Origin of the sequence: Lebetimonas natsushimae (genome assembly GCF_002335445.1) — a bacterium.
In the GTDB taxonomy this organism is placed as follows: Bacteria; Campylobacterota; Campylobacteria; order Campylobacterales; family Nautiliaceae; genus Lebetimonas; species Lebetimonas natsushimae.
In genome coordinates this window covers 238554-257856 of sequence record NZ_BDME01000001.1, presented here as the reverse complement: position 1 = coordinate 257856, position 19303 = coordinate 238554, and the positions used below count along the sequence as shown (strand labels likewise).

Genomic DNA, 19303 nt, shown 5'->3' with positions numbered 1-19303 from the left:
TTAACCAAATTAACCGATTTAGTTAATTTTACTTAACTTTTGCTTTTCTTTACAGGCTATTAACCTGCTGCAAAAAGTTTTTGTATCAGCTTAAAAAATAAGCCCTATAAAGCAAAAAATATTCAAAAGATATAAATATACCTGTCCTGCTTTAAAAAGCAATTACAAGCCGTTTAAGAGCGAATTAGAAGCATATTTTACCTGCTTAATTCCATTAAATCTTTAATCTTGCTTTTGTATCCCAAATGGTGTATAATAATAAAAAAAAGGCTTAATATGAAAACTCAAACAAGTATCAGAATTGAAAAAGAGTATTTTCAACAAGCAAAAGAAATACTTAAAAATCTTGGCTTAAGTTATTCAGAAGCTGTCAATATTTTCACTGCAATGATTGTAAAACATAAAGGACTGCCTTTTGAAGTTAAAATTCCAAACGAAACTACACAAAAAGCCATTAAAGAAGCAAGAGCAGGTAAAAATGTAGAAAATATCAGCTTAGATGAGCTTAAGAGAATGAATAATGCTAACTCTTAAGAGACACAAGCAGTTTATAAAAGATTTTAATAAAATCAAAATAACAGATACTCAATTTCAAAAATTTATAAATTATATATCCCTGCTGCTAAATAATAAGGAACTACCGGCAGAAGCAAGAGACCATTTTTTAACTGGTGAATGGAGTGATACAAGAGAGTTTCATGTAGGTGGTGATTTATTGGTTATTTATATCAAAACAGATAAAGACTTAATACTTATCAGAATTGGAACTCACTCTCAGCTTTTCAAATAATCCTACTTACAGGTATAAGGGCGGGTTTGAAATTATGCAGGCAAAGGCAGTCAGTCGGCGGTCAAGTCACGAAAAAACAAAAACCAATTTTGAAGGGGTGGGGGTATGAAAACAAAACTGCCTTTTTTATTTTTATAATAGCTTTTCTTTACAGGCTTAAAAGTTTATAATTTTAAAAAGGAAAAACAAAAATGAGAGATATTGATAAAGTTTTAAAAAATTATGAAATAGACATAGAATTTTTTGATTTAGACTCTTTTGAAGATGAAATTATATTTATGCCGAGTGAAATTGATTTTTTAAACGGGCATTTAAATGAAATGAATAAAGAACAAAAAAAGAAATTTTTTAGTCTTAATAAGCAGTTAGAGAAAATACTAAAGAATGTTAATCCAAAAGATGACATTCAAGAAATGATTGTTACAGATATAAAAAGAAGTTTGGGAATATTGGATAAAGAACTTAAAAAGTTAGAAAAGAAAATTGAAAAACAACTTGACAAATTGGAACTTGCAATAAAAGAACAAAATAAAAACAAATAAAACACTTCCAACCTGCTTAAATCCCCGCTTATACCGTGCTTTAAAGCCTGCTGCTTAAAAGAAAAGCAACCCCGAAAGTTATTACCCATTAAAAGGCAACAGTTCCGGAGTAAAAGGAAACAAAAAGCAACAAAGGAAACAAAAGGAAACAAGATTCATAAAAGGCAACAAAAAGGAAACATTACTAAAAACCCCGCTTTTTATTATCAATAACCCTTTTTTGTCAAAAAACAACCTTTTCACTTTCTACAATTAAGAAAAAAAAGGCTTTTAGTGGTAATAGATGTTACCCTTGATTATTTAATCGGTAATTTAGAGGAACTGGGAATAAAAGAAAGTGATATATACCTACTGCTTGAAAGACTTGAAGGATTTAGGATATATGTCAATAAGCAGACGATACAACACTACAGGATAAATAAAAGATACCTGCAGCTTAAAAGTCATTTACCCGGTAAAGAGATAATAAAACTGCTTGCAAGAGAATTTAATAAATCAGAACACAGTATAAGAAAATATATTAAGAGATTAGAAGCCGAAACCGAACAGAAACAAAACTAAACCAGACAAAAACCAAACAGTAAAAAGTTTCCAAAAGTTTCCAAAGTTTTAAAGTTTACAAAACTAAATAAAATTAAACAAACTAAACTTCACTTACAAGCAAACTAAACAAGTCAACGGAATAATTTTTAATTTTAAAACCTGCCTTCTTGCTTGAATTCCTGCTTATACTTACCTGCTTATTCCCTGCCCTTACAAGGTATTTATAGTATAATTAAATTACTTCAATTAAAAAGGTGCATAGTGAAAGAAACAAAAGCCCAAATCAGACCGCTGCTCAGATTAAGCATAATTTCAACCTTAGAATTTATAAAAGCGGAAAAAAATAAAAGTTTAGGTGCAATAATTGAAGAACTGCTGCTTGAAAATCCAAACTTTAGAAAATATTTTGAAAAATGGAAAAATAGATATAACTATTAAAAGCACCTCATCGGCTCCATATTTATAAATCAAAAACAAACAGAACTGAACAATAATCAAACAAAATAATATATGAATCAGAGGGACACCTACACAGCAATTAAATTTAATTTTATTTAAAAACGGCTTACAAAGGGACACCCAAGGGGACACCTTCAAGGTTTTCAGCTTATCAGAACACTGAATTTATGGGGATTTCAGTGGTAGTGAGGGAGAGACTTGAACTCTCGACCTCCGGCTTATGAGACCGGCGCTCTAGCCAGCTGAGCTACCTCACCATTTGCAGGAGTGAAATTATAAAAAAATAAATTCTTTTTGTCAATATTTATACAAACTTTGTTACACAAAGTAACAAAATATTGAATTTATCTTCATAAAACATTACATAAAAATTAATAGTGATATAATAAATAAAAAAAAGGAGTAAGTATGAAATTACTAAAAGGATTATTAAGCGCAGCTTTAATTGCAAGTTTGGCAACCGCGGCTGATTATGTAATTAAATTTTCTCATGTAGTATCACCAAATACACCAAAAGGAAAAGCAGCTGATTATTTTGCAAAAAGAGTAGAAGAATTATCCCACGGAAAAATAAAAGTTGAAGTCTACCCAAATGCTCAACTCTGTGGAGATAAAGTGGTACTTAGAAAAATGAAATTCAATGCTGTGCAAATGGCAGCTCCAAGTTTTTCAAAATTTACAGGACTTGTCCCTCAACTTGCATTATTTGATTTACCATTCTTATTTAAAGATGAAAATCATTTACATAAAGTATTAGATGGAGAAGTTGGAAAAAAACTTTTGGATATGGTTACAAAAAAAGGTTACGTTGCTCTTGGTTACTGGGATAATGGATTTAAACAAATAAGTGATTCAAAAAGACCTTTAATTAAACCTGAAGACTGCAAAGGACTTAAATTTAGGGTAATGAGTTCAAAAGTATTGATTGAACAATTCAGAGCCCTTGGAGCAATCCCTGTGGTATTACCATTTAGTGAAGTATATTCAGCACTTCAACAAGGTGTGGTTGACGGTCAGGAAAATACAATTTCAAACATCTATACTAAAAAATTCTATGAGGTTCAAAGATATATGACTCTTTCAAATCACGGATATTTAGGATACATGGTAGTAGTTAGCAAAGCATTTTGGAAAAAATTGCCTGACAATCTAAAAAAAGTTGTAAAAGAAGCATTTAAAGAAGCTACCGCTAAAGAAAGAATTTGGGCAAAAGAGCTTAATAATGATCAACTTGCAAAAATTAAAGAATATGCAAAAAGAACAGGAAAACTTGAAATTGATACTTTAACTCCTGAACAAAGAAAAGCCTGGGAAACTAAATTAAGAAGTATTTATCCTAAATTTTACGACACAATAGGAAAAGATTTAATTGAAAAAGCAATAAAAGCGGGTGAATGAAAATATTAAAATTCATTGATATATTAATTGGTCTAATTAATGAATTTATAGCCGCTTTTGGAATAAGTGCCGGCGTATTTCTGGCTTTTATAAATGTAATAGCCAGATTTGTTTTTCATAAAGGGATTGACTGGGCATTTGAACTTACAAATTACCTATTTATATGGTCCGCCTTTTTTGGGGCGGCATATTGCTTTAGGAAAGAATGCCACATAAAAGTTACACTTTTAGTGGATTTACTGCCGCCGCTCTTAGCTAAATATATAACAATACTTGCCAAACTAATTACACTTATTTATCTGCTTGCAGTCAGTTATTTCGGATATCTGTTTATTTTTGATCCGGACTTTGGACTTAAAGCCAGCGGAGAAATTAGTATTGATTTAAATGTACCAATGTGGATACCATATTTGGCACTTCCTCTTGCATTTTTAAGTGCAGCTTTTAGGGTGTCTCAAAAAATAATAGAACTTATTAAAACCCCTCCTGAACAAATAAAACAGGTCAGTGAACATGAAATGATTATAGAAGAGACAAAACTAAATCTTGGAGAAGATGTATGAGTGTGGCGTTAGTTCTTTTTGGCATTTTTTTCATTTTACTGCTGCTAAGCACCCCTGTAGCCGTGGCGCTTGGTGCTAGTACTTTTATAACTTCTTATATCTTTGAAGGTAAAGAATCATTAATTGATCTGGCAAGTGCCTTGTTTTCTAAACTTGATAAATATGCTCTTATGGCTATTCCCATGTTTATACTTGCCGGAAATATTTTAAGTAAGGGCGGAAGTGCAAAAAGAATAGTTGAATTTGCAAAAGCTTTTGTTGGACATTTGCCAGGTGGACTTCCAATAGCAGCCATTTTTGCAAGTATTATTTTTGCGGCAGTTTCAGGTTCATCCCCTGCTACCGTTGCTGCAATTGGAAGCATTATGTTTGGGGCAATTACAGCTGCCGGATATCCTAAATCTTATGCAGTGGGCACCATTACAGCAAGCGGCTCTCTTGGAATTTTAATTCCGCCAAGTATAGTAATGATTATTTACGGAGTAACGGCAGAACAGAGCATTGGAAAACTGTTTATTGCAGGAATAATTCCGGGACTAATAATTGGTTTTATGCTGATGGCTGTTACCTATATTGGAGCAAAAAGACTGGGCTTTAAAAAACAAAAACCTGCAAGCTGGTCTGAGAAATGGCAAAAATTTAAAGAAGCCTTTTGGGCGCTTATGACAATAGTTATAATTATCGGGGGAATTTACGGTGGAATTTTTACCCCTACAGAAGCCGCCGCTGTTTCAGCGGTTTGGGCTTTATTTATTGCAATTTTTATTTATAAAGATATAAATATTAAAGAATTATATATAGTGTTTTTAGACAGTGCAAAAACATCCGCTATGATTTTATTTATTATTGCAAATGCCTCTATGTTTGCTTATTTTTTAACACTCGAGAATATTCCTCAAATGCTTAGCGATTGGGTTGTGAATATGCACCTTGGTAAAATAGGATTTTTAATTGCAGTAAATATTTTATTGCTTATTGCAGGTAATTTTATGGAGCCAAGCTCAATTATTATGATTATGGTTCCTTTACTATTACCGGTGGCAAAAATGCTTGGAATCAATCCCATTCATTTTGGAGTTATAATAACAATCAATATGGAACTTGGAATGCTAACCCCTCCTGTCGGTTTAAATCTATTTGTCGCAAGTGGTATAACAGGTCTTTCAATAAAAGATGTAGTGAAAGCGGTATTACCTTGGTTTTTTGTTATTTTAATAGGACTTTTGTTAATTACATATATTCCGCAAATTTCACTATTTTTACCAAATTTAATGATTTCCTCATAAAATAATTTAGTTAGTTACACTAAACTTTCTTCAAAAAGACAAATAATTTTCTTGACTTTTTTCTCTTTTTTTTATATAATTTCGTCAGTTAAAATAAATAACTGCTAAAAGGAGGCGGAAATGTTTAAACCAATCGGCTTAAGAGTTTTAATTGAAAGAGTTGAAGAAGAAGCTAAAACTGCAAGTGGAATCATTATTCCGGACAATGCAAAAGAAAAACCATTAGAAGGTAAAGTAATTGCTATTTCAAAAGAAGTTGAAGAAGATGAAAATTTACCAATTAATGTAGGAGACACAGTAGTATTTGCAAAATATGCAGGAACTGAAATTACAATAGACGGAAAAGAATATTTAGTATTAAATACTGACGATATTCTCGGAAAAATAGAATAAGGAGGGGAGAATGGCAAAAAATATAGTATATTCAGATGCGGCAAGAAATGAACTTTTAGCAGGAGTAACTAAACTAGCTGATGCAGTTAGAGTTACAATGGGTCCAAAAGGTAGAAATGTATTACTTCAAAGAAGTTTCGGAGCACCACATATTACAAAAGACGGTGTAAGTGTTGCTAAAGAAATTGAACTAAAAGACCCTGTTGAAAACATGGGTGCTCAGCTTGTAAAAGAAGTGGCAAGCAAAACTGCGGATGAAGCAGGTGACGGTACAACTACAGCAACAGTACTTGCTCATGCAATCTTTAAAGAAGGTCTAAAATATATTACTGCAGGGGCAAATCCAATCGCAGTTAAAAGAGGAATGGATAAAGCTGTTGAAGCTATTATCGAACAACTTAAAAAAATGAGCAAACCTGTGGAAAATAAAGAACAAATTGCTCAGGTTGCAACAATTTCAGCAAACAACGACAGAAAAATCGGTGAGCTTATTGCAGAAGCTATGGATAAAGTTGGTAAAGACGGTGTAATTACTGTTGAAGAAGGTAAATCACTTCAAGATGAACTTGAAGTAGTAGAAGGTATGCAGTTTGATAGGGGATATCTCAGCCCATATTTTGTAACAAATGCTGACAAAATGGTTGCTGAATATGAAGATGCATATATTTTATTATATGATAAAAAAATCTCTAATATGAAAGATTTATTACCATTACTTGAACAAATAGTTCAAGCTGGAAATAAACCGTTATTAATCATCGCTGAAGATGTAGAAGGTGAGGCACTTGCAACACTTGTAGTAAACAAATTAAGAGGAGTATTAAACGTAGTAGCTGTAAAAGCTCCTGGATTTGGTGACAGAAGAAAAGCAATGCTACAAGATATTGCAATATTAACAGGTGGACAGGTAATCAGCGAAGAGCTAGGTAGAACACTTGAAAGCGCTAGCATCCAAGACCTTGGACAAGCAGGAAGAATTGTAGTGGATAAAGAAAACACTACAATTGTAGACGGAAAAGGTGATAAAGCAGCTATTGAAGCTAGAATTAACCAAATTAAAAAAGAAATTGAAGAAACAACTAGTGATTATGACAGAGAAAAATTACAAGAAAGACTTGCAAAACTTAGCGGTGGTGTTGCTGTAATTAAAGTCGGTGCTGCAACTGAAACTGAAATGAAAGAGAAAAAAGACAGAGTTGATGACGCTCTAAGTGCAACAAAAGCGGCTGTTGAAGAAGGAATTGTAATCGGTGGTGGTGCAGCAATTCTAAAAGCTGCTAAAAATGCAGAAGTTGAATCAGTGGACCCTGATGAACAAATAGGAATTGATATTATTAAAAAAGCTGTAAAAGCTCCAATTAAACAAATTGCTGAAAATGCAGGATTCGAACCGGGAGTAGTTGCTCTAACAGTTGAAGAAGCAGACAATGAAACTGGATTTAACGCAGCTACAGGAGAATATGTAAATATGTTTGAAGCTGGAATTATCGACCCGGCTAAAGTTGAAAGAATTGCACTACAAAATGCTGCTAGTGTTGGTGGATTATTATTAACAACTGAAGCAGCGGTAACAGAAGAACCAAAAGATGAAAAAGCAGCTCCAGCAATGCCTGATATGGGAGGAATGGGAGGAATGATGTAATTCCTCTTTTTTCTTTTTTGTTTATTATAACTATAGGTGTCTGTCACTATATTTCTACTCAAAAACTTTCTCCTTTTGTATAAAATTATATACAATAATTTAATTTTTTAAAATATATATTTCATTATAGAATCTATCTTATTAATAATTACGTTTAAAATAAAAGAAGAGATTAAAATCTCCTCTTATTAATGAAAAATATGTATTGGAATATTTGGTTTTGATTTAGGTGTTTCATTGGAGGTTTTATTGGAAGATGTTTTAAATAGTTTATACATTGGAATTTTTGGACTTGTTTTTATTTTATAATTGATGGCTTTGTTTCTTAAAAAATTAACTAAAATTGCAGGTTCTGCATATGCATTCGGATCTCTCCATCTATTAGCAAATTGATCCTGTAGGGAAACAAGATTCAAATAAAATGTTTTAAATTCAACTTTTTCGCAGCCCAACTCATTATCATGTCTGCCTTTAGCATCCACTTCACAGCGGATTTTTTTTAGTAAACCTCTGCCAGGTCCGTAATCTGATTGATATCTCGCATCTTTTTTAGAAATAGAATCAATTAAGCCATATACATATCCTCCGTCAAAGCCATATCTTCTAAAATTACCATATCCTTTTAATCCAGGAATAAGTCTTCTTAAATTTTTAGTCAATGGTCTACTCCAGGTACATGTTTTTAAGCTTCTATGACCTCTGTCATCATCCAAATCAAAAATATATTCAGATATTTGTCTGGCAAAACCACTGTCACCTGGATTTATTTTTTTATTTTTAGTTACAAGCGGCATCCCTTTATATCTACTTTTCTTCCATTCTATTTTTGCAACACTTAAATCTGCTCTTAATCTTCTGTTTTCAGGTCTTAATTTCAATTGTGCCACAACCCTTACTTTATTTCCGCCTGTTTCTGTATCACCTTCGATAACATCAAATTTCCCATTAAATGCTGTAGATAAGTTAACTATATTATTACCTACGCGTACACCATCATTTAAATTAATTTCTACAGGAGAATAACAATCGCTGATATATCTATCAGGCAATACTTTTGAAAATATATTTTCAAGCTGTAATCTTCTTTTTTCATTATAAAAAGAGGCTAAGCTTTCACATTTTTTAGTGAATTTTTTATCACATTGTTTGGCAGCTTTTAATAAATCTTTAAATTCTTTTTGCCATTTATCTTTGTATCTATAAATAGCATTTATTCTTCTTTTTTTAATTATATTATTACTTCCCAAAGCAAAAAAAGACTGGGTATAAGGAGACAAAACAAATTCGGCATCTTTGATTGCCGCTTTCAAATCCCATAAAACATCTGCCATATACCCGATATATGCCTCTTTTGTATCACCATAAAAAATATTTTGTGAAGGAAAATTTGGCAAAATAGAATAAGGCACAACAATATATTTTACAGTTCTTTTATAATTGTTACTGTTTTTTGAAAAATTTTCATAATATTTTTTCAGTTCATCTACATTTGAAGGATTAGGCATGTCTGCACCTGTACTGTATGTTCTGATTTCAAAATTTGAGGAACCGAAAATATTTTTTACTGCTTCTGTATAATTCACATCAGCTTTACCTTCATATCCTGGATATTTAACTCCCAGCCCTGTTTCAGTTGCAAGCTCTGTAGATTGTTTTAAAGTTTGTTTTTTTACAGTGGCTGTACCTAAAAAATCCCTTCCTTCCTGAATACCGATTATAAATCCATCACCACACCTCTGTCTAAATTCAGCTTTTCTTTTAGGGTCATTAAGCATCTCTATCATTTCCGGCTTTAATCTTACATTTTCTATATGTATAAATTTGGGAGGATCATAATCAAGAACTGAAGCAAAAAGGGTCAGATTATATTGACTTGCTTCGGTTTTGCCCACAATAGTTGTTTTATTATTTGCACTCACTGTACCACCGTATACCAAAGCTTTTAAAGATGCGCTAGCTGACAAGCCGGAATTTTTTACTATTTCTGAGTTATTTTCAGCGAGTGTAAAAATAGTTTCTTTTTTAGGTTCTCCTGCATAATAAGTATCCATAGATGTAAACTCAACACACATACTTTTTGTTTGTTTTTGTTTAGTGTCATATCCCCATCCGAATGTGGCCGGAGAATCAGGCTGCGCTTCAATTGTTAAATGATCAACAGCCATATCCGCATTAGCAAAACTAACTAAAGACGTTACTACTACAATTGATAAAAATGTTTTTTTCATCCTTTCTCCTTTCATATTTATTTAATACATTATAAATAATTGTAACACTTTTGTCAATAAAATATACAAATATTAACAAAAAATTAAGAAATTGACTTTCAAAAGGAAAATTTGTTACACCGAAGATATGAAAAAGAAGTAAAGTATAATATTGAAAGCTTTTATAAACTTTTTAAATTCTTAAAAAATTTCTCTAAATTTTCTTTAATATCTTTTCTATTAAATGCAAGAGGAGATGGATGAAAACACACCCCTACTTTATAGCCGTTTATTTCATAAACACCGCATTTTTTAAGATTTTTAACATCTTTAAATTTATCTATATAAGAAAAAGCTTTAATTGCAGAATTTCCAAGAAGTAAAATTAAAGAGGGTTTTACAATATCTATCTCTTTTTTTAAAAGTTCCGCCCCTATTTTTAATTCATCAGATTTTGGAGTTCTGTTTTTATTATTTTCATATGTTCTAAACGGAAAAGCATTTGTTATCAAAAAATCTCTGCATCTATCAAATCCGCTTAAATTTATAAGATAATTTAAATTTTCTCCTGCTTTTCCTACAAAAGGAGATTTGAGTTCAACTTCTCTTTTACCCGGAGCTTCTCCTATTATCATAATAGGATTGTCTCTTTTTTTATCGATGCAAGGATCTATTATTTCTGTAAAATCCACATTTTCATTAAAATATTTTTTAATATATTCTTTTCTTTTTTTATAAAAATCAATTAACTCTTTTTTCCATTCTCCGTTTATCATTATCCATTTTTCACTTTAAACTTTTAAATTAAAATTATTCCCTCTTCCTGTGGTTTTTGCAGCCTCTTCCACGGCTTTTGTGTTTTCAAATGTTTTTTCAAGCAAATTTCCAATAACATTTTTTACAACATCCTGGGCTTTTTTCTGAGCATCAATCTGCAAAATTTGACTGATATTGTAATTTGAAATTTTCATAATATTCCTTTATTGTTTCAACACTCTTTTTTAAATCTTTGTTTTCAACAATAAAATCGGCTAATTCTTCATATATCTTAGCTCTTTTTTCAAACAGTTCTTTTGCTTTTTTTATATCCTGAAAAAGAGGTCTTTTTTTAATTTCTCTTTTATTCATTCTTTTTACTATATCTTCAAAACCTACCTTCAAATATACAACAACCCCGGCTTCCTTGATCTCAGGTATATAAACAGGAAAACCTCCGCCTACAGAAATCACAGTGTTTGTTACATTCTTTTTTATCCATTCAAAACAGTAACGCTCCTTTTCCCTAAATATTTTTTCCCCATCATCTTCAAAAATTTCATTTATACTCTTATTTTCAAAATTTTCAATAAGTAAATCAGTATCAAGAAAAAAAGTATTAAGCTCTTTGGCTAAAATTCTTCCAACAGTAGATTTTCCGCTTCCCATAAATCCGGTAAGAATTAAATTAGTAGATTTCAATTTTTATACCTTCATCCATCTCTTGAATTTTATATTTATAATTAGCATCAAAATACAAAACAACTCGGTAATAACCATTATGGTTTCCAACTACCACTTTTTTTACAACACTCTTTTTAATTGTTCTTTTAATAGTTAAAAAATCAGCATTTCTTTTAAAATCTAAAACAAGTCTAAAAGGCTTAATCAAAAACATTTTTCTAATTAATTTATCTTTGGTTTTTATAAAAATTTTTTTATCTTTAATATATAAAGAAAAAAGAGAATCGAACTTTATTTCTTTCATTTCAAAATTCTGAAGGTTATGAGTAATAATTATTGGAGAGTGAAAATCAATATTTTTGTTTATCAAAACTTCTTTATTCTTAACATCTCCATCTAAGCTTTGATAAACAAAAATTATTTTTTTCAAAATTCTCGCATCATTTGGCAAATACACTTTAGTTTTTTTAAAATATTCCTGTTTTACAATTTTAATGCTTTTGTCAGGACTTATTACCGGTTCAAAAGGATTGATTCTTGCAAATGCAAAAATACCTATTATTAAAAAAGCCAATATTTTCATTATTAATTATCCATTCTCCATTTTACATTAATTTATTTTCCTTCAAGTTCTTTAAGCTCAAAATATTCTTTTTGCAAAATAGTATTTTCTTTTTTTAAATTTTTTACTTTTTTATCAAGAACCTGATATTCCTTTTGTAAATCTATCATTCTGCTAAAAGACTTCTCACCAAACAAAAGATTAAAAATATAAATGCCAAAAAGAAAAGAAAGTAAAACTACTAACACTATTTTTAAATCAATCTTTCTTTTTGGCCTTATATCGTCGAAATCTATCATTAAAATAATTCTTTTCCTATATATTCAGGTTTAAATAAACTTCTCTCAATTCTAAGCAGTCTATTATATTTAGCTGTTCTTTCACCTCTTGCAGGTGCCCCTGTTTTAATTTGAGCTGAATTTACAGCCACTGCGAAATCGGCAATAAATGCATCTTCACTCTCACCGCTTCTGTGAGATATTACACAGTTATATCCATTTCTTTGTGCAAGTCTTACTGTTTCCATTGTTTCACTAACTGTTCCTATTTGATTTAATTTAATTAAAATAGCATTAGCAACATTTTCTTCAATACCTTTTTCCAAAATTTTCTTATTAGTTACAAAAATATCATCACCAACGAGTTGAATTTTATTTCCAAGTCTCTGGGTTAAAATTTTCCAACCTTCCCAGTCATCTTCTGCAAGCCCGTCTTCAAGTGAAACAATTGGATATTTATTTATTAAATTTTCATAATAAGACACCATTTCCTCAGCACTGAGTTCTTTACCCTCACCCGCTAAAACATATTTTCCGTTTTTATAAAATTCGCTGCTTGCTGCATCAAGTGCTATATTAATCTGTTCACCCGGTTTATATCCAGCTTTTTCTATAGCTTTTAAAATATACTGAATCGGTTCTTCATTGTTTTTAAAGTTAGGCGCAAATCCTCCTTCATCACCAAGGGCTGTAGGATGTCCGTCTTCTTTTAATAATTTTTTTAGAGTATGATAAACCTCACTGCTGGCTCTAAGCGCATCTTCAAAACTTTCAAACCCTGTTGGCATAATCATATATTCCTGCAGATCCACATCATTATCCGCATGTGCCCCACCATTAATAATATTTAGCATAGGAGTTGGCAAAATAACCCCGTTGCTTCCACCTAAATATCTAAATAGCGGTAAATTAAGTGATGCCGCAGCAGCTCTCGCAACCGCCATACTAACACCAAGAATAGCATTAGCACCAAGGCGGCTTTTATTTTCAGTTCCATCAAGTTCTATCATTGTATAATCGATTTCAGCCTGATCGTAAGGGTTCATACCGATTAATTCATTTGCGATGATAGAATTTACATTCTCACATGCTTTTAACACACCTTTTCCGCCAAATCTTTCATCGCCGTCTCTTAGTTCTAATGCTTCAAGCGCCCCTGTACTTGCCCCGCTTGGAACAATAGCCTCACCTTCACTTCCATCGCTTAAAACAACTGTGGCTCTAACTGTCGGATTTCCTCTGCTGTCCAGTACTTCATCAGCAAATACATCTTCAATAAACACCATACTATTCTCCTTTTAAGTTTAGTTCGTCTTCTTCTTTTTCAAGTGCTTCTATCATACTTGAAAGTTCTACCCCCATCGCTTCTTTTATTTTCTGTTCAATTTCCTGGGCCAATTCCGGATGGGTTCTTAGATATTCTTTTGCATTCTCTTTACCCTGACCAAGCTTTGTGGCACCGTAACTAAACCAAGCCCCGCTTTTATCGATAATGTCAAGTTTTACACCGTAATCAAGAAGTTCACCTTCCCTGCTTATACCTTTTCCGAACATAATGTCAAATTCGGCTATTCTAAATGGAGGCGCCACTTTATTTTTGACAACTTTTACTTTTACCCTGTTTCCCACTTCTTTATCAGCCTGTTTAAGCGTTGCAATCCTTCTTACATCAAGCCTTACAGAAGAGTAGAATTTAAGCGCGTTTCCGCCTGTAGTGGTTTCAGGATTTCCATATCCCATCATTCCTATTTTCATTCTGATTTGGTTGATAAATACCACCGTTGTATTCATTTTATGGATGGCGGCAGTCAGCTTTCTTAAAGCCTGACTCATTAGTCTCGCCTGGACACCTACCTGCGCATCACCCATATTTCCTTCAATTTCAGCTTTTGGCGTAAGGGCTGCGACTGAATCTATCACAATGATATCAACCGCCCCGCTTCTGGCTAAAGTTTCAACAATCTCAAGAGCCTGTTCTCCATAGTCCGGCTGGGATACAAGCAGATTGTCCACATCAACCCCGATATGCTTTGCATAAATTACATCAAGGGCGTGTTCTGCATCGATAAATGCGGCAACTCCCCCCTGCTTTTGAGCCTGGGCTATTATAGATAATGCAAGAGTGGTTTTTCCAGAACTCTCGGGTCCGTAAATTTCTGTAATTCTCCCTTTTGGGATACCCCCTATTCCAAGGGCCAAATCAAGACCAAAGCTTCCTGTCGGAATTGCTTCAATAGGTTCTATGTCTTTATCGCTGAGTTTAACTAATGCACCTTTTCCAAATTGCTTGTCAATCTGTTTAAGGGCAAGTTCTAACGCTTTTTGTTTTTTATCATCCATTAAAGACCTTTTTTGTTACAATTATATCAAAAAAGGAAATATTTTGAAAAAATATAAATTAGCCCATTCTCCCGATGCAGACGATATTTTTATGTATTATGCCATCAAATTTGGCTGGATAAATACCCACGAATGGATAATGGATAATGGAAAATGGAAAATTCAAAAAAAATATGAATTTGAAAACACGGCGGAAGATATAGAAACCTTAAATCAAAAAACACTAAAAAACATTTACGATATAAGCGCAATCAGTTTTGGGGCATATCCGTTTTTAAAAGACGAATACGCCCTGCTTAGATGTGCCGTAAGTTTTGGATACGGATACGGACCGAAATTAGTTAAATTAAAAGGAAAAAAATTAAAACCGAATTTCAAAGTGGCCCTCAGCGGCAAATACACCACAAATGCCCTGCTTTTTAAAATTTATTATCCAAAAGCAAGAATTGTTTATAAAAATTTCCTTGAAATTGAAGATGCCGTATTAAGCGGTGAAGTGGATGCCGGGGTATTAATTCATGAGAGTATTTTACATTTTAGTGAAAAACTTGAAGTTGAAAAAGAAATTTGGGATATATGGCAGGAATTTGCAGAAGGTTTGCCTCTTCCTCTTGGAGGAATGGCAATTCGCCGTTCAATTCCGCTGCTTGATGCAATCAATATAGAAAATATCCTTACAAAAGCAGTGGACATTGCAAACAGACACAAAAACATTTTAGCCAAAATGCTGCTTGAAAGAAAATTGGTAAGGGTTGATGACAAAACACTTGATAAATACCTGGATATGTATGCAAACAATAAATCCGTTGAAATGGATGAAGAGCAGTTAAACGCCCTAAATAAACTGTTTGAAATCGGTTATAAACACAATCTGACCCCCCATATGGAAGATGTAAGAAAATATTTAATACCAAAAGAATATAAAACATTAAGAATGGAGAGTTAAGAATAAATGGAGAATGGAAAATTTGAGAAATGGTATGAAAAAAACCAATTAGCCCTCAAATGCAAACCACGCACACAAAGGGCAAGTTTTGTGGAATTTTTTGAAGGGGAATTTAAAGGCGAACCACCCGTCAATTTTAAAAGGGGAGAAATATATTTTGCAAAACTTACCGACTCCGCAAAAACAAGACCGTTTTTAATTTATCAAAATAATTATTTAAATGAAGCCTGTTTCAGGGGACTTTACCATACAGTAGTAGTTTTACCGCTTTCGGGACAAATTTTAGGAGGAGATTATAGAATTTTAATAAAAAAAAGGGATTTAATGACCAAAGACAGTGAAATAGTGGCTACTGCAATTGGTATAATTTCAGTAGGAAAAATAATATTTTCAAAAGGAATTGTCACAAAACTGACTGATGAAGAGATGAAAAAAGTTGATAATGCAGTTATGAAAGTTACAGGGATGGAAAAATGAATCAATCTGAAATTATAGCATTAGCCGTTCAAACATTAAAACTTGCCCTTATGCTCTCCCTTCCGGCACTTTTAGTTGGTATGATAGTGGGGCTTATTATTTCCATTTTTCAGGCAACCACACAAATAAACGAAATGACACTCAGTTTTGTGCCAAAAATTATTGCAATTGCAGTTGTTTTAATCCTTACAATGCCCTGGATGTTAAATGAAATGATAGATTTTACAACTTATATTTTTAAATTAATACCTACATTCCTCAGATAAATGAAAAGTGAAAAATGAAAAATGAAAAATGGAAGATAATAGACTTTTCTAAATTTTCTTCTATAAAAATAGGTCCAAAAATTAAAGTAAAAATAATTGATGAAAATAATTATAATGGGGAATTTTTAATAGGACGCGCCACAAACACACTAATTTCCCAAAATGCCAAAAACTTAGGAATTCTTTCGGATAAATACAAATTTATTGAGTATAAAAACGGATTATTGAAAGTCGGTGCAAAAGTTAAAAACAGAATGCTTTATAACTTCTGCAAAAGAAACAATATCGGGGGATTTGAGTTCCTCTCCCACCTACCCGGCACAATCGGCGGAAGTATTAAAATGAACGCAGGCGTAAAAAATGAAGAAATTTCAAACAATTTAGTGTCTATTAAAACAATAAACGGCTGGATTAAAAAAAAAGATATTAATTTTTCTTACAGATATTCTAATATAGAGACACCCGTTTTTGAAGCTGTTTTTGAAATAAAAAGAGATTACGACCCTGAACTTGATGAATATTTAAAAAATCTTCGTTCAAACCAGCCAAAAGCCCCAAGCCTAGGAAGTGTATTTAAAAATCCAAAAGACGATTTTGCCGGAAGACTGATTGAAGCTGCAGGACTCAAAGGAGAGAAAAAAGGAGATATCCAAATTTCACCGATTCACGGCAATTTTTTTGTAAATTTGGGAAAAGGTACATTTGAGGATATGATTTATTTAATTGAACTGACCAAAAAAAGAGTATATGAAAAATTTAGAATAAAACTTGAAGAAGAGATAAAAATCATTTTTTAAGTTCCATTTTAGAATGAATAAAAGCCGCAATTAATAAAATAAGTCCCAATGTCCCCGTAATAGCTTCCGGTATTTCCATAAAAATTTTTAAAAACATAATAAAAGCCAAAATACCAATGGCATAATGAGCCCCGTGTTCAAGGTATTTGTATTCGTCAATTACACCTTTTTCCACCATCCAGATTGTAAGGCTTCTGACAAACATAGCGCCAATTCCTAGACCCAGCATTATTAAAATAATATTTGAAGTAATTGCAAACGCCCCTATTACGCCGTCAAATGAAAAAGATGCATCCAAAACTTCAAGATAAACAAGCCCCATAAGACCGTTTTTTACATTTTCGGTAGAAAAATATTCATCAAGGGCTTTTAAAAGCGAATAAGATAAAATTCCAAGAAAATATGCAATCGCCACTTCATAACTTTTTGCATCATAAATTATGACAACACCTATTAAAGTGGCTATCATCAAAGAAATATTGTTTATTTTTCCAAATTTTTCCGCCGTATTTTCTATAGGTTTTATCCATTTAACCTTTTTTTGTTCAAACATAAAATCACTAAACACCATCCATAAAAACCCACCGCCGAACGCATAAATAAGTTTTTCTGCGGTAAGTAAAATTTCATGATATTTTTGAGGCTCAAAAAGCGCTATATTTACAGTTTGCATAATTCCTATATTTGCAGCCAAGGCAACTATCAAAATAGGAAAAATAAGCCTCATTCCAAAAACGGCAATAATAAGTCCCCATGTTAAAAACCTCTGCTGCCATATTTTATCCATTTTTTTTAAAATTTTTGCATTTACCACGGCATTGTCAAAAGAGAGGGAAATTTCTAAAATTGCCAAAATAGCCGTTAAATAAACTGCTTCAAACCTGCCTATAAAAAAGGAAATCCCAAGCCCTATAAATGCAATTAAAAAAGAAAAATAAAAATATTTCATAAAAACCCTTAAATTTTAAACAAACTTTCCAATTTTGATGTGTCTTTTGTTTTTTCCTTTGCGTCTTCAAGATTGATTTTATATTTTGTAAGCATACTAGCAAGAGTTATATTAACCCCATTTTTACCTATGGCTTTTGCTTTTTGGTCCGGATCAACCTCAACAGTTGCCTCACCTTTTTTTTCATCCACTTTTACATTTTTCACTATTGCGGGAGAGAGCGCCCTTGCTATATAAATTTCAGGTTTAGGGGAATATTCTATTACATCAATGTTTTCTCCGTTTAATTCGTTACTTACGGCATTGATTCTGACCCCGTTTTTACCTATAATTGTACCGATTGGTTCAACTTTTGGATTAAGCGAACTTACCGCCACTTTACTTCTGACTCCTGGAATTCTCGCACTACCGTGTATTTTAATAATACCGTCCCTCACTTCCGGTACTGCCTTTTCTATAAGTTTTTCCAAAAACTTTGGACTTGTACGGCTAAGCTCTATAATTATTCCTTTTTTATCGTCAAAATGGACAAATTTAAGAAGAGCTTTTATAACATCCCCCACTTCAAATCTTTCACCTTTTATCCTGTTTCTCATAGGAAGAACACCCTTAACCCCGTTTAAATCAACCCAGGTGTTTTCTTCGCTGTCAACTTTTATAACTTCACCTGTTACAATTGTATTAAGTTTTGAGATAAGTTTTCTGTAAATTTCATTTTCAAGCAATCTTGTAATTTCCCTTTCAAATTCTCTTTGAAGCATAGCCGCACCGCTTCTTCCAAGTTTGGAGAGATCAAGTTCCACTTTTAATTTATCCCCGAGCTGAACATTTTCATCAAAATCCCTTGCTTCATCTAAATACAGGTATTTTTCGGGATTTTCCAAAGCTCTGTCATCATTTACAACTTCAAAAACCTGATAAATTCCAAGTTTTCCTTTGTTAAATTCAATCTCCACATCAATATCACCTATATATTTTTTAGCGGTTTTAATTACGGCTCTTTTAAAAGCATCTTTTACTTCATCAAAATCAAGCCCTTTTTCGTGTGCAACTAACGATAATAAATCTTCTACTTTTTCCACTTATAACCCTTTTTTATTGATTTTTTATTTTTGAGAAGAAAATAAATGAGGTTTTCTTGGGTATAATTTTACAAAATTTTTTGATAAAATAATAGTAAAAAGGATAGAAATGACATTAAAATTAATAGAAAACGACCACAATGCAAAAGAAATTTCAATGGAAGAGTTTTTAAAAAATGTAAAATCTAATTCATTTTACTATTTTCATAAAGACACAAGTTACAAAAATTTAAAAGATTTAATAGACAAACTTACTGAAATGGGATATTCCGTATATTTCAGGGAAGTAAAATACGCTCTTGACGAGGGCAGCTACATGTATGAAATGCATATTTTATAAGGC

25 protein-coding genes and 1 tRNA gene are annotated in these 19303 nt (G+C 32.1%); 15 read left to right on the top strand and 11 right to left on the bottom strand.

What is annotated here, in order from left to right; all coding sequences use genetic code 11:
• Positions 1-276 precede the first annotated feature (276 nt).
• From LNAT_RS01490 to LNAT_RS08730, 5 genes are all read left to right on the top strand, one after another.
• Positions 277-534 (top strand): type II toxin-antitoxin system RelB/DinJ family antitoxin, encoded by a 258-nt coding sequence (locus tag LNAT_RS01490; protein WP_096258160.1) that lies wholly within the window; start codon positions 277-279, stop codon positions 532-534.
• Positions 521-790 carry a type II toxin-antitoxin system RelE/ParE family toxin gene (locus LNAT_RS01485; protein ID WP_096258159.1) on the top strand — a complete coding sequence of 90 codons (270 nt, stop codon included), beginning with the start codon at positions 521-523 and terminating at the stop codon, positions 788-790. The genes LNAT_RS01490 and LNAT_RS01485 overlap by 14 nt, the downstream gene beginning before the upstream one ends.
• Positions 791-981: 191 nt before the next feature.
• Entirely contained in the window at positions 982-1332 is a 351-nt protein-coding gene (locus LNAT_RS01480; protein WP_096258158.1) for a hypothetical protein, read from the top strand.
• 273 nt (positions 1333-1605) lie between these two features.
• Positions 1606-1893: a hypothetical protein gene (locus LNAT_RS01475; RefSeq protein WP_096258157.1), complete on the top strand. Its 288-nt coding sequence runs from the start codon at positions 1606-1608 to the stop codon at positions 1891-1893.
• Positions 1894-2136: 243 nt separating this feature from the next.
• Positions 2137-2313, top strand: coding sequence for a hypothetical protein (locus tag LNAT_RS08730; protein ID WP_172413478.1), 177 nt, complete (start codon positions 2137-2139; stop codon positions 2311-2313).
• Positions 2314-2514: 201 nt separating this feature from the next.
• Here the strand turns inward: LNAT_RS08730 and LNAT_RS01470 are convergent.
• Positions 2515-2591 (bottom strand) — tRNA-Met (locus LNAT_RS01470).
• Positions 2592-2742: 151 nt separating this feature from the next.
• Between LNAT_RS01470 and LNAT_RS01465 the strand changes: the two genes are divergently transcribed.
• The 5 genes from LNAT_RS01465 to groL all read left to right on the top strand — a co-directional run bounded on the left by LNAT_RS01465 (position 2743) and on the right by groL (position 7616).
• A complete protein-coding gene (locus tag LNAT_RS01465; RefSeq protein WP_096258156.1) occupies positions 2743-3732 on the top strand; it encodes a TRAP transporter substrate-binding protein in 990 nt (329 codons plus the stop codon).
• Positions 3729-4295, top strand: coding sequence for a TRAP transporter small permease (locus tag LNAT_RS01460; protein WP_096258155.1), 567 nt, complete (start codon positions 3729-3731; stop codon positions 4293-4295). The genes LNAT_RS01465 and LNAT_RS01460 overlap by 4 nt, the downstream gene beginning before the upstream one ends.
• Positions 4292-5581, top strand: a complete 1290-nt coding sequence (locus tag LNAT_RS01455; protein ID WP_096258154.1) for a TRAP transporter large permease — start codon at positions 4292-4294, stop codon at positions 5579-5581. Before LNAT_RS01460 ends, LNAT_RS01455 begins: the two co-directional genes overlap by 4 nt.
• 120 nt (positions 5582-5701) lie before the next feature.
• A complete protein-coding gene (gene groES, locus LNAT_RS01450; protein ID WP_096258153.1) occupies positions 5702-5974 on the top strand; it encodes a co-chaperone GroES in 273 nt (90 codons plus the stop codon).
• Positions 5975-5984: 10 nt separating this feature from the next.
• Positions 5985-7616: a chaperonin GroEL gene (gene groL / locus LNAT_RS01445; protein WP_096258152.1), complete on the top strand. Its 1632-nt coding sequence runs from the start codon at positions 5985-5987 to the stop codon at positions 7614-7616.
• Positions 7617-7804: 188 nt separating this feature from the next.
• Here groL and LNAT_RS01440 read toward each other — a convergent pair whose 3' ends face one another.
• From LNAT_RS01440 to recA, 8 genes are all read right to left on the bottom strand, one after another.
• Positions 7805-9844, bottom strand: a complete 2040-nt coding sequence (locus LNAT_RS01440) for a hypothetical protein (protein WP_096258151.1) — start codon at positions 9842-9844, stop codon at positions 7805-7807.
• Positions 9845-10005: 161 nt separating this feature from the next.
• On the bottom strand, positions 10006-10599 hold the full coding sequence (locus LNAT_RS01435) for a uracil-DNA glycosylase (protein ID WP_096258150.1): 594 nt from the start codon (positions 10597-10599) through the stop codon (positions 10006-10008).
• A gap of 15 nt (positions 10600-10614) precedes the next feature.
• Entirely contained in the window at positions 10615-10794 is a 180-nt protein-coding gene (locus LNAT_RS01430; protein ID WP_096258149.1) for a shikimate kinase, read from the bottom strand.
• Positions 10751-11281, bottom strand: a complete 531-nt coding sequence (locus LNAT_RS01425) for a shikimate kinase (protein ID WP_096258148.1) — start codon at positions 11279-11281, stop codon at positions 10751-10753. Before LNAT_RS01425 ends, LNAT_RS01430 begins: the two co-directional genes overlap by 44 nt.
• On the bottom strand, positions 11268-11846 hold the full coding sequence (locus tag LNAT_RS01420) for an AMIN domain-containing protein (RefSeq protein WP_096258147.1): 579 nt from the start codon (positions 11844-11846) through the stop codon (positions 11268-11270). The genes LNAT_RS01425 and LNAT_RS01420 overlap by 14 nt, the downstream gene beginning before the upstream one ends.
• Before the next feature lie 32 nt (positions 11847-11878).
• The gene (locus tag LNAT_RS01415) at positions 11879-12124 is read right to left on the bottom strand and encodes an FtsB family cell division protein (protein ID WP_096258146.1); all 246 of its coding nucleotides are present in this window, start codon (positions 12122-12124) and stop codon (positions 11879-11881) included.
• Entirely contained in the window at positions 12124-13389 is a 1266-nt protein-coding gene (eno, locus tag LNAT_RS01410) for a phosphopyruvate hydratase (protein ID WP_096258145.1), read from the bottom strand. Before eno ends, LNAT_RS01415 begins: the two co-directional genes overlap by 1 nt.
• A gap of 1 nt (position 13390) precedes the next feature.
• Complete coding sequence (gene recA / locus LNAT_RS01405) at positions 13391-14443, bottom strand: recombinase RecA (protein ID WP_096258144.1); 1053 nt, start codon at positions 14441-14443, stop codon at positions 13391-13393.
• Between the two features lie 40 nt (positions 14444-14483).
• On the opposite strand from recA, the gene LNAT_RS01400 reads away from it, so the two are divergent.
• The 4 genes from LNAT_RS01400 to LNAT_RS01385 are packed head-to-tail and all read left to right on the top strand — an operon-like array spanning position 14484 to position 16929.
• Positions 14484-15389 (top strand): menaquinone biosynthesis family protein, encoded by a 906-nt coding sequence (locus tag LNAT_RS01400; RefSeq protein WP_096258754.1) that lies wholly within the window; start codon positions 14484-14486, stop codon positions 15387-15389.
• Between the two features lie 6 nt (positions 15390-15395).
• Positions 15396-15866, top strand: a complete 471-nt coding sequence (locus LNAT_RS01395) for a type II toxin-antitoxin system PemK/MazF family toxin (protein WP_096258143.1) — start codon at positions 15396-15398, stop codon at positions 15864-15866.
• A complete protein-coding gene (gene fliQ, locus LNAT_RS01390; protein ID WP_096258142.1) occupies positions 15863-16132 on the top strand; it encodes a flagellar biosynthesis protein FliQ in 270 nt (89 codons plus the stop codon). Before LNAT_RS01395 ends, fliQ begins: the two co-directional genes overlap by 4 nt.
• A gap of 14 nt (positions 16133-16146) precedes the next feature.
• Entirely contained in the window at positions 16147-16929 is a 783-nt protein-coding gene (locus LNAT_RS01385; protein ID WP_096258141.1) for a UDP-N-acetylmuramate dehydrogenase, read from the top strand.
• Here the strand turns inward: LNAT_RS01385 and LNAT_RS01380 are convergent.
• Together LNAT_RS01380 and nusA are read right to left on the bottom strand one after the other, a co-directional pair.
• Positions 16919-17878, bottom strand: coding sequence for a DUF475 domain-containing protein (locus LNAT_RS01380; RefSeq protein WP_096258140.1), 960 nt, complete (start codon positions 17876-17878; stop codon positions 16919-16921). The genes LNAT_RS01385 and LNAT_RS01380 overlap by 11 nt on opposite strands.
• A gap of 8 nt (positions 17879-17886) precedes the next feature.
• Positions 17887-18960: a transcription termination factor NusA gene (gene nusA / locus LNAT_RS01375; protein ID WP_096258139.1), complete on the bottom strand. Its 1074-nt coding sequence runs from the start codon at positions 18958-18960 to the stop codon at positions 17887-17889.
• Positions 18961-19069: 109 nt separating this feature from the next.
• On the opposite strand from nusA, the gene LNAT_RS01370 reads away from it, so the two are divergent.
• Positions 19070-19300: an HP0268 family nuclease gene (locus LNAT_RS01370; RefSeq protein WP_096258138.1), complete on the top strand. Its 231-nt coding sequence runs from the start codon at positions 19070-19072 to the stop codon at positions 19298-19300.
• The last annotated feature ends 3 nt before the right edge of the window (positions 19301-19303 follow it).